General features: G+C 37.2%; 12 protein-coding genes. 2 read left to right on the plus strand and 10 right to left on the minus strand.

Going from position 1 to position 11062, the window contains the following annotated elements:
• Positions 1–26: 26 nt before the first annotated feature.
• The 3 genes from ACSU6B_RS15185 to ACSU6B_RS15195 form a co-directional block, all read right to left on the minus strand.
• Entirely contained in the window at positions 27–1382 is a 1356-nt protein-coding gene (locus tag ACSU6B_RS15185; RefSeq protein WP_410886432.1) for an NAD(P)-dependent oxidoreductase, read from the minus strand.
• A gap of 652 nt (positions 1383–2034) precedes the next feature.
• Positions 2035–2841, minus strand: coding sequence for a uroporphyrinogen-III synthase (locus ACSU6B_RS15190; protein ID WP_410886402.1), 807 nt, complete (start codon positions 2839–2841; stop codon positions 2035–2037).
• A gap of 22 nt (positions 2842–2863) precedes the next feature.
• A complete protein-coding gene (locus ACSU6B_RS15195) occupies positions 2864–3541 on the minus strand; it encodes an NAD-dependent epimerase/dehydratase family protein (protein ID WP_410886404.1) in 678 nt (225 codons plus the stop codon).
• Between the two features lie 267 nt (positions 3542–3808).
• Between ACSU6B_RS15195 and ACSU6B_RS15200 the strand changes: the two genes are divergently transcribed.
• Positions 3809–4108: a hypothetical protein gene (locus ACSU6B_RS15200; protein ID WP_215004417.1), complete on the plus strand. Its 300-nt coding sequence runs from the start codon at positions 3809–3811 to the stop codon at positions 4106–4108.
• Positions 4109–4235: 127 nt separating this feature from the next.
• Here ACSU6B_RS15200 and ACSU6B_RS15205 read toward each other — a convergent pair whose 3' ends face one another.
• The 3 genes from ACSU6B_RS15205 to ACSU6B_RS15215 all read right to left on the minus strand — a co-directional run bounded on the left by ACSU6B_RS15205 (position 4236) and on the right by ACSU6B_RS15215 (position 7360).
• Entirely contained in the window at positions 4236–5000 is a 765-nt protein-coding gene (locus ACSU6B_RS15205) for a cobalamin-binding protein (protein ID WP_410886406.1), read from the minus strand.
• A gap of 88 nt (positions 5001–5088) precedes the next feature.
• Positions 5089–5691 carry a branched-chain amino acid aminotransferase gene (locus ACSU6B_RS15210; protein WP_410886408.1) on the minus strand — a complete coding sequence of 201 codons (603 nt, stop codon included), beginning with the start codon at positions 5689–5691 and terminating at the stop codon, positions 5089–5091.
• 130 nt (positions 5692–5821) lie between these two features.
• Positions 5822–7360, minus strand: coding sequence for a DHA2 family efflux MFS transporter permease subunit (locus ACSU6B_RS15215; protein ID WP_410886410.1), 1539 nt, complete (start codon positions 7358–7360; stop codon positions 5822–5824).
• A 183-nt stretch (positions 7361–7543) separates the two neighbouring features.
• Here ACSU6B_RS15215 and ACSU6B_RS15220 point away from each other — a divergent pair, with 183 nt between their 5' ends.
• Positions 7544–8464 carry a TetR/AcrR family transcriptional regulator gene (locus tag ACSU6B_RS15220; protein ID WP_410886412.1) on the plus strand — a complete coding sequence of 307 codons (921 nt, stop codon included), beginning with the start codon at positions 7544–7546 and terminating at the stop codon, positions 8462–8464.
• 25 nt (positions 8465–8489) lie between these two features.
• Here the strand turns inward: ACSU6B_RS15220 and ACSU6B_RS15225 are convergent, their stop codons facing one another.
• The 4 genes from ACSU6B_RS15225 to ACSU6B_RS15240 all read right to left on the minus strand — a co-directional run bounded on the left by ACSU6B_RS15225 (position 8490) and on the right by ACSU6B_RS15240 (position 10822).
• Positions 8490–8891 carry a hypothetical protein gene (locus ACSU6B_RS15225; protein WP_410886414.1) on the minus strand — a complete coding sequence of 134 codons (402 nt, stop codon included), beginning with the start codon at positions 8889–8891 and terminating at the stop codon, positions 8490–8492.
• A gap of 141 nt (positions 8892–9032) precedes the next feature.
• Positions 9033–9728, minus strand: a complete 696-nt coding sequence (locus ACSU6B_RS15230) for an LrgB family protein (protein ID WP_410886416.1) — start codon at positions 9726–9728, stop codon at positions 9033–9035.
• Positions 9709–10089 (minus strand): CidA/LrgA family protein, encoded by a 381-nt coding sequence (locus tag ACSU6B_RS15235; RefSeq protein WP_410886418.1) that lies wholly within the window; start codon positions 10087–10089, stop codon positions 9709–9711. The genes ACSU6B_RS15230 and ACSU6B_RS15235 overlap by 20 nt, the downstream gene beginning before the upstream one ends.
• Positions 10090–10342: 253 nt before the next feature.
• Positions 10343–10822, minus strand: coding sequence for a PaaI family thioesterase (locus ACSU6B_RS15240; RefSeq protein WP_215004433.1), 480 nt, complete (start codon positions 10820–10822; stop codon positions 10343–10345).
• Between the last annotated feature and the right edge of the window lie 240 nt (positions 10823–11062).

Genomic DNA, 11062 nt, shown 5'->3' on the forward strand with positions numbered 1-11062 from the left:
TTCTCCCCTTTTTATCAAATAAGAAGTTATTTTGCCGTTCCGACAAAAGAATATTGTTTATGAATGGAATAGGCCACATCTTTTCCCTGTTGCGCAGCGGTTACGACCATGGCGTCCCCATTCCCTTTACCAAACACAACATCTCCGCATGCAAACACTTTGGGATTGGAGGTTTGGAGGGTTTCTTTATCTACCTTGACAACCCCGCCATCATGGCTAAGTTTGAACCCTTCAATTAACTTCAGGTGTCTGGTTTGCCCGATTGCTTTTACCACAGCATCGACAGGAAGCACATATTCGGAACCCTCGATTGCTACAGGTCTGCGCCGTCCATCTTTTTCTGGGTCCCCAAGTTTCATTTTGATACACTCTATTCCGGTTACCTTCCCGGTTTCATCACCGATAATCCTTTTTGGTGCTGTTAACCAGCGGAATTCCACACCGTCTTGTTTGGCAAAATCATATTCAAATTCATAGGCCGTCATTTCTTCTTCCGTCCTTCGGTATAAGATTTTGACGTTTTCAGCTCCTAACCGAACGGAACAAGTCGCACCATCAATCGCGGTATTCCCAGCACCAATTACGACAACCTTTTTTCCAACAAACTCTTCGGATAACTGGCCACTTTTTGTTGCCTTGACAAATTCAATCGCATCAAATACACCCGCTAAGTTTTCGCCTTCAACACCCAGGTTTGGAACATGTGCCATACCTACTGCCAAGACTACATAATCAAAATTTTCAGTAATTTCTTCCGCTGAAATATCCTTGCCGACCATTGTGTTCGTTTTAATGGTTACATTCAATTTCTCAACCTGCTCTACTTCCCAGAAGGATATTCTTTGAGGTAAACGGAAAGAGACAATTCCATACGTATTTAAGCCGCCTGCTTTCTCGGTCCCCTCAAATATAGTAACCTCGTAACCTAATCTTGCCAGTTCCCTTGCCGCCGATAGTCCAGCCGGACCACCGCCGATGACAGCAACTGTTCGTCCATTCGATTGACCTGGTCGAAAAAGTACTTGTTCATTTGTCATTGCCCAATCCGTAGCATATCTTTGTAGATTGCCTATCATAATTGGCTTGGTTGAATGATTTAGGACGCAAGCTCCTTCACATAGTTCATCCGTTGGACAAACCCTAGAACAGCTTGCACCAACTGGATTTGAGGACATGATTGTTTTAGCAGAACCTAGTAAGTTTCCTGAGGCAATTTTTTTAATAAAGGTTGGAATATCAATACCTGTCGGGCAGGCCTTTATACATGGAGCATCATAGCAATAGAGGCATCGATTGGATTCTTCAACAGCTTCTTGGTTTGTCAGTCCCTGCTCCACCTCTAGAAAGTTTTTTTCAAGATTAGATAAGGATATACGCTGCATTTTTTCATTCGCCAAAGAGAAGCCCTCCTTCTTATATGAATGGTTTATGGCCAATACATATGGAATAAATAAATCAATTAAGTGCTGATCTTAAAAATGTAAGCGCTTTAATAAACTGATATTACCAAAAAGAGATCAACTCCTTTAGTCAATTATCTACTTCGCAGAAAATTCTGCATCTTATTATAATTTTACAGACTGATTTTAGACATTTCACCTAACAATCTGTAAATTGATGCAAGCATTTAATTAATCATTATGTAAAAAGAAAGTAATTTACTATGAATGAAACCCTAGGGGAGTATTGTTGTTGGATGAAAATTGGAAATGATAAGGAATTTTGGATATAGTTATATCAGAGGGCAGATTTCTTGTACACTTTTCTGAATACTTTTTCAATTTAACACAATAATACCAAAAATATTGTAAAAAGAAATCGAATTGTCAATTAATCTTACAAGCTTTATTTGTTCATTTTCAAATGTCTAATCAGTAAAGTATTACTTACCTAACAATGCATCTTCCTTCAAAGTAAAACTGACTTATTATAAAATAATCGTAAAAAACTTCTCGACATTTTCTACGAATGTGGAGGAAATGAACCTCTTTAATAAAAAGGTGTACCTTTTTTAGAAGGTACACCCTGCTATGTTTAACTTTGAAAATATTTAGACAACTCGATAACCATTGCTCCCATTCTCTCATTTTCAGGAACAAGGATCCGTTCTACCCCTTGCTCTTTTAATGCTGCTGCGGTTACTTTTCCCACGGCTGCAGCTACTGTTTTTTGTTTGAAGGAATCAATGATGTCTGTCAAGATTTCATGTTCTCTTGCATAGTCAAAAAGCGAGTGAACCTGGGTTGCTGTAGTAAAGCATACCGCGTCACATTCACCGGACTGAAGTTCATTACATAACCTTGCCACCATCTCTTTTTCAGGTGCTATGTGCTGGTATGGAAGTAACTTCTGGACAATAGCACCGCGATCTTCGAGAAATTTTGTTAATACTGGTGCTGTTTCCCCGTGAAGTTGCAACATAACTCTTTTTCCAGAGAGATCTACGGTTTCGAGTGATTGAGCTAATCCCTTTGTTGTTCCATCCTCATCGACCACGATTGGTTTAATCTCATATTTCTTTAATGCAGATAGGGTTTTATAGCCTCTAGATCCTATCTGTGCTTCACGAAGGTTCTTTAAAAAGGACTCTTTTAATCCAAGCTTTTTTGCTAATTCCACGAGTGTCTCAAAACCAATCCCCGTTGTGAAGATCACCCAATCGGCACCTTTCTGTACAAATTCGCGTAAATCAGGTTCCACTTCCTTTTCTGCTAGAAATACAGTCCCTTGAAGGGTTCGGATTAGAGGAACACCTCCTTGTTTTCCAATTATCGTACTTATTTCTTCTATTTTTCGCGAACCGCAAATGACGACTCGCTTTCCAGTTAAACCCTTTTCCATTGCACTAACCTCTCAAATCGTATTAATTTTTTTCTCTTGCAATTCTTTCAATCTCATGTGAAGGATAAATTTTCACACCACTTTTATCTGTCTGGGCGACGGCTGCCATTGCTGCTGCGACGTTCCTTGCTTCAATCGCTTTATAAGGCCGTAATGCGCCAACCATGAGTAAATTTAAAAAGGCACTTGCTTTTTCCGCAATTCTTTCCCCAAAACGAAACTCTGTCCGCTCTCCTAACAATAGTGATGGCCTGAAAATATGAACAGATGGTATAATTAACTTACGTAGAGCTTCCTCCACTTGTCCCTTCACTTGATTGTAGAAAATCAATGATTTAGAATTTGACCCCATCGCTGTTATTATGAGAAATTTCTCTACACCACTTTTTGATGATATTTTTGCTGCCTCGACCGTATATTCATAGTCTACTTTTCGAAAAGCTTCCTTGCTTTTTGCCTTTTTAATAGTAGTCCCTAAACAACAAAAAACATCTGTTACCTGAAATAATTTCGAGTATGTATCTAGCTTGTCAAAATCAACGACATGCACTTCACAGGAGGGATGATTGCTTTCAATAGGTCTTCGGACTAACATATGGATCTTTTCATAATTTTTTTGTTGAATGAGGATTTTTACTAATTCATTTCCTACTAGTCCGCTAGCACCTAGAACAAGTGCCGTTTTTTTGCTGTTTTTCATATTTAATCCCCTTTACGATCCAACCTTTTATCTCATTAAATCGGTATCATTAAGATTATTACACAATCCTCGTGAATAATGAAGAATATTAATCCTTAGTTGTATACTTTTGACTTTGTATCCTACCCTAAAAAGGAAGATACAAAATTCAATAAGGTAAATAAGGAAGATCACGATAAAGTTGTCAATATTATAAATTATTTTTGTTCAATTATTTTTTCCTTGGACATACTGAGGAAGTGAAAATTTTTTTAAGGAGGAACAAGGATGCCTAACGATTTCCAATTTAGTAATTTTATTAATGATGTTTCGCTGCAAACGAAAATGGAGAATGTGTGGAGTAATACTTGTGGTTCATGGGAGAATTGTAACCAAGAAACGATTCAATCTTTCCTAGCCCAGTGCCTCGATTATAATATTGACCCACAGTACTGCATGAGTTGGGTTGAACAGCATAAGGAAGAAATACCCAATTGGACTAATGTCTCGGAAACCTCGCTAGGCTGGGTAAACCAGCACACATCAACGGGTTCAGCAATTTCGATTACAGAGCAGGATTTTAGTTGATTCTTAGGGAGGGAGTAAAACCCTCCCTTTTCATTTACGTACAGAGAAAATTTACGATCCCTTTGTAAAATGGAAGTCTGTTTCATTTATCCAAAAATAAAAAAAGTGCTTCTGTGGTCATTTAAATCTAGTGAATCAAATCTACTAATCTTTCTAATCCATCGAGTAGTCTTGGTGAGGGGCGGCAGTACAGTTCTTCCTCAAGAATGAGAATCTGGTCATCACTTTTAAATCCTAGTTCTTCAAATCCAGTTCTCTTTTTAACAAGGCTTTTTTGAATCTTATCTTTCCTCACTCCTACCCAAGCAAGACAAATAAAATCGGGCTTGCGACTTATTACATCTTCCCACTCCGTTTGGACACTGGCCAATTCAATATCGTGAAAGATGTTCATTGCACCAGCAGCTTCGGATATCTCCGTGAGCCAATTTATTTTTCCTGGTGTGAAAATCGGCTTTGGCCACCATTCCCAGTACAAACGTGGTCGGTAAATTTGATTAACACTCTGCTGTTTTACTTTTTCAAGCCGGGAACGAAATTGCCGAGCCGCCTCCACTCCCCGTTCTTGTTCGCCAAGAACTCCAGCGGTTGTGATTAAATCGTTTTCAATATCGGTTAATGATTGTGGATTTAAAACAAGATGGGGGATATCTCGTTTCTTTAGAGCCTCAATATTTTTTTCCATCCCTGGAACACTTAAAGAAGCAAGGACCATATCAGGCTGCAATTGTTCAACTAGATCCATGTTAATCGATAAATCAGGACCTAACTTTGGTAGATTTTTGATTGAGGCTGGCCAATCGGAAAAGTCATCAACTCCTACTAATAAGTGTGTTAAACCCAGATATTCCATGACTTCAGTATTACTAGGGCACAAGGAAATGACTCGCATGTTCTACCATCTCTCCTCTCGATATAGTTAAAGCAAAGGAATCATAAAACGCATGGATGGAAAATCATCCATGCGTTTTTGGGTATTTCTATTTCCTTTCCCCTTCTACGGCCTCAACCAACTGAAATAAAAAGCGATAAATGAGCTGGAACGCCTCACCTATGGATATTTCTTCGTTAAAACCTTCCATATAGTTTAGGGCAAAATTCAAATTCCATAATCCATCTTCTAAGCTGAACATTAAGTCGAATTTTGCTTCATCCCCATGTAATTGGTTATTTAAATTTTCCTTTAACGCTTTTTCAAATTTCTTTTGCAGTTTTAATCCCAACATTACATCGTATGTCCCAAATACATCATCCGCTTCTAATGAAACAGCCTCAACACCAATTAAATCAAACCAATTGGACTCTAAGTAAATAAATTCATTTTTATGCATTTTTAAGTAATCGAGAGGCTGAGTCAAGAATGAAGACGATTCATTCTTTAGCATATTTTCTGTTTCTTTATCACAACGTTCAATGTAGGCGTCTGCAAAGCGCACACTAACATCCTTCTCCGAAAATTGGATATTATCGCCCAGCTGATTTTTTTCGAGATACTCTTTTTCTTCTTTAAAAATGGTAATACTATTGCCGTTTGGGTTATTTTGCTGTTCAGATATGTACTGTTTGATTTGGTCTTTTAACATCAGGAATGTCCTCCTATGATTCACTTTTCTATTTTAATATTGAGTGTTTATGTGTAAAAAAGCAAATGTGATAATGTTATTTTGCCAAAAAAAGAGGTGACTATATAAAAGTCACCCCTCTAATTGCTATTTAATTTTCCGCTAATTTCGTTTTTACCTTATGAGAGGTCTGTTTTACCTCACCTGGATCTTCTGCTTGTTTTGCCCGTTTAATAAATAAGGCAAGAACCAAAGCGAGACCAGCGATAAAGACGGTAACAAAGAATGCGTCATTAATTCCTTCTAACATGGCTTTCATTTGAATATCATGCTGCATTTTTAATTGCATCGCTTCCGTTATTTTTACTGACGGATTAGGTACAACTTTTTTCGCTGCTTCAATTAGTTCCGTAGCATGTGTTTTTGCACGGGTTGTCATCACCGTTACCAACAATGCTGTACCAATCGCACCGGATACCTGCGACATCGTATTGTTCATCGCCGTGCCATGAGGATAAAACCGTGCTGGTAACTGGTTTAAGCCATTTGTCGTAATTGGCATATTTACCATCGAAAAACCAAACATACGGATCGTGTATAAAATAATTAAATGTGTATAGGTGGTTTCAAGTGTTAATTTACTAAATAAATAACTTGTTATCACTGTAATAGATAAACCAATAATAGCTAAAGCACGACCACCGAACTTATCAAAAAGTTTACCTGTAATCGGCATCATAATGGCCATTAGAATTGCCCCTGGCAACAACAATAAACCCGCATCTATCGGGGAAATCCCGCGGACATTTTGGACATAAATTGGTAGAAGAAGCATCCCTGAAAACATCGCCATTGTAACTACCATGGATATAGAAGAAGATAATGCAAACATTGGATATTTATAAATACGGAAGTTAAGAAGTGGCCGTTCTTGTCTTAATTGACGCAAAATAAATGTTACCAATGAAATGAGCCCAACTGCAAGCGTCCCATAAACTTGCGGACTATCCCATCCTTCTTTACCAGCGGAACTGAATCCATAAAGTATTCCGCCGAAACCTACGCTTGACAACACCACAGATAAGAAATCAAGACGAATATCAACCTTACCTTTTTTATCTTTAAGTAAGAAAAAGCCAAGCAATACGACGAGAATCGCGATTGGTGTGACAAAATGGAAGAGCATTCTCCAGTCATAGTGTTCAATAATCCAACCCGATAAAGTCGGTCCAATTGCCGGAGCAAACATTAATACTAACCCGAAAACCCCCATTGCTAATCCACGTTTTTCAACTGGAAAACTGGTTAACATTACATTCATTAACAAGGGCATCATAATCGCTGACCCAGAAGCCTGAATCATCCGACCAGATAATAATAGTGGAAAGGAATGAGCAAAGCCAGCTAATACAGTTCCTAACGTAAATAAAAGCATGGCTGCTAGGAATAATTGTCTTACAGAAAATTTTTGAATTAAAAATGCTGATAATGGAATCAGAATCCCATTTACTAACATAAAACCGGTTATCAACCATTGACCAGTTGATGGGTCAATTTTTAAGTCAGTCATGATTGAAGGTAGTGCTATATTTAGTAATGTATTATTTAAGAATGCAATAAAAGCTCCGACTATCAGTACGGCAAGAACGCCATACGGTGGGCCAGCAGTCTTTTTTATCGTTTGATCCATTGATTTTCCCCCTATAATATATGTTCATTTTTTTATACACCTGTTTCACACTTACATAATAATATACGCAGAGTTCAATTTTTGCAATTAAAAAAACCTGCAAAATTATGGGTTTGTAATAATACTTTAAATAATGTACTATATTTTTATACTGATAGTACAAATGGAAATAAAGGTGATTTTATGAATGACCGAAAGCAGCATGTAGTAAATATGGCTCATCAATTATTCATCGAAAAAGGATTCCAAGCAACGTCTATTCAGGATATTTTAGACTATAGCGGGATTTCTAAAGGAACATTTTATAATTATTTTTCATCTAAAAGCGAATTATTAATCGCGATTTATAAAACAATTTATAAGAAGCTGGAAAAGGATCGAAACGATTTATTAATTGGTCAAAACCCTTCTAGTATAGAAATTTTCATTAAGCAAGTGGAAATGCAAATGATTTCTAATAGGAAAAATAAATTAATTGCCCTTTACGAGGAAGTATTGTCCTCTAATGATGCCGACCTCAAACAATATATCCAACGACTTCGTTTAAATTCACTTCGTTGGTATTACAATCGGTTTATCGACATCTTCGGCGAAGAGAAAAAACCATTCCTATTAGATTGTGCAATTATGTTTCAAGGGATATTACAATATAATGTTCAATACAATAGAATGGCCCATGAATCTGGAGAAAAAGTAAGCAGTGTTGTCCGCTACAGCGTCGCGCGATTAGTTAAAATAGTTGATGAGGTTTCTGAATCAGGGGATCAATTAATAGAACCAAATACTTTAGAAAAATGGGTCCCTGGCTGCCAAACAAACAATCACGAGATAATCACCCAGTTGATGAAAATAGCGGTAACGTTAAAGGCATCGATAACGAAAAGCATTCAGGATGTAGAAGAACAAAACAAATACAATGAACTTCTGGATTTTATTCAAGAAGAAATCATCCATACAAAATCACCAAGAAAGTTTCTTATTCAAAGTGCCCTATTATCCTTAAAGCAAAACCCCGAATCACTTTGGAAAAAAGAACTAGGGCAGCTTAATGAATTGATCGAGGCTTTTTATAGTGTGACAGAGTCGGAAGAAACAAACCCCTAATCCAAGGATTAGGGGTTTGTTTTGACTATGTAAGGCTTTTATTATTTGAAAAGTGTTGCTGAATTTCCCAAATAAAATAATTGCTTGAAAATTGTTTTACCACCACGATTGCATCTTCGCCATTTTTTGTAAATATTAACCCTCTACCCATTTGTTCTTGAAACTTCCACCCTTTTAATTTCATATATTTTTTTACAACATTATAACTGCTATTACCACTACTTTCGGACAAGTATTTGCTTCGTTTTTCTGTTTTTGAGAACAGCTCAAATTCTGAATCGGAAAAGTGAAGCTTCATTGCAGAAATAATTAATGGTATTGGATTTCCCTCCTGAAAAAGAGCAGAACCAAATCTGCTGACAACTAGACCAAATCCTATGACCAAAACAATCACTAGGGTAACAGCCATTTTTCTAATCCCCTCCACCCGTTCGCCTCCTTATTTATCTGCTACTATTTAATTTGACGACGGATGGGTATTTTTGGTTTCAGATAGAAATATTTCATTTTCATTAAAATTTTTTTAAGATGTCGGTAATGAACTTATTAATTTGTATTTTGAGTTAGTTTAAGAAAGGGAAAGCTGCAATAATAGGGGTATCACAATAGACATGATCAATGCGGAGGTAATCATCGCTATGCTCCCCATGACCCCTTCTATTTCTCCCCATTCAAATGCACGGTTGGCACCAATTGCCTGGGCTGAGGTTCCTAACGCTAATCCCTTAGCAATTCTGCTTCTAATCCGCGTAATATTTAAAAGAAATGGCCCAACCATTAAAGAAAAAACTGCAGAAATACAAACAAACAAAATCGTTAGTGACGGTATCCCCCCTAATGACTGGGATACTGATAAGGCAATGGGAGCAGTGACCGATTTTGGAATAAGCGACAACATAATTTCCTTATTCATGTGCAAATACTTCGTCAACAAGACAATTGAAATTACACCAGTTAATGTGCCTGGCATAACCGCCCAGAAAATAATTACGAAATTTTTTCTAATAATTCTTACATGTCTATATAAGGGAACAGCGAGGGACACAGTTGCAGTTCCTAATAAAAGTGAAAATATACCTGTTCCTGAAGAATATTGGGCCACTTGTATATGAGAAAGCGTCAATAAACCAATGATGAACACTGTTACAGTATATAACGGATTTAACCATGACTTGTTATAAGTTTTAAACACCTTATTTCCTACTGCATAACTCATAACAGTAATGCTGGTACATAACAATATATTAGAAATCATTGTTCCCATTTTGTTTACTCCTTTTTCTTTTAGTTTCTAAATACTCAGCAATAAAAGCTGTAACAAGTAGGACAACCAGGCTGCTTGCTGCTAGGATGATTGCTAATTTTATTCCTTCTACTCTAAAAATCCCTGCAAAATGCCAAACACCAACGATAAATGGAATAAAAAGAAGAGTTATATGTTTGATATGCAGCTGGGCGGCTGCTTCGACCCATTTGAGCTTACAAGCACCTGACATTAATGCAATGAATAAGAGCGCCATACCAATAATACTTCCAGGGACAGGAAGATCAAGCCAAGTAACGAGTCTTGTTCCAATCAAATATATAACTAAGATTGTGAGAAACTGAGCAATAGAACGAACCATTCGGCTCCAACCCCCTTCTTTAAGATTAATGCCCCATTATTTTTTAACAAATGGGGTCACAATTTATTACTCTAAAGTCAGTATTGCATACCTTTTTGTGTTTTTCTGTAAATGTGGAATGGTATCTAACATAGATTTTTTAAATTTGATTTAATACATGGTAGAATTCCTTACTTTTATTTCGAGTTACCTTCATAAAGCAAAAAAAGCCGTTTCCTATTAGTAGGACCGGCTAAAACTGAATATTTAATACCTATTTAAGAAAGGATTTAGGCATGACAACAGCGACGACCTCTCCACGAGCACAGAGAATATCATTCGCATAAACTTCTGTCTCAACCTTAAACTTTTTAGGGTGTATTTCATGTACAGTTCCGATTGCTTTTAATGGTATACCATGTGGAGTGGGCTTGAGAAAGTTCACATTTAAGGAAGCCGTTACGAATCTTGGGGTCTCCTCTCCATCACCAGCTTCATGTCCATTTTTTCGATGAAGCGCCAATGCAGCAGACCCTGTTCCATGACAATCTATTAACGAGGCAACAATGCCGCCATAAACAAAACCTGGAAGTGCTAGATGCTCTGCTTCTGGTGTGAATTTAGTTACTGTTTGTTCACCCTGCCAGCCAGTTCGAAAATGATGTCCCCCTTCGTTCAATCGACCACAGCCATAACACCAGGCGAAATCATCCGGATAATCATCCTGAATTGCTTTTAAAACTTTATCTTCCATTAATTTCTCCCCCTTCACCGAAAACGCTTTCATAGACATGATAACATTGTTAAAATTCCCTGGTCAATCAATTGACAAAATATTAGAAAATCCAAACATTTCACATAAGTTAGAAAAGAAAAACCCTTGTGCTACAAGGGTCAGGCTGTCGAGAAACTTTCGACAGCCTCTTATTTTCTACAATAACTTTAACCATTCACCGCGTTAATTTATTATAATATTATTAATATATAGGATTTG

It is taken from the genome of Neobacillus sp. C211, from assembly GCF_051842875.1.
Lineage (GTDB): Bacteria > Bacillota > Bacilli > Bacillales > Cytobacillaceae > Neobacillus.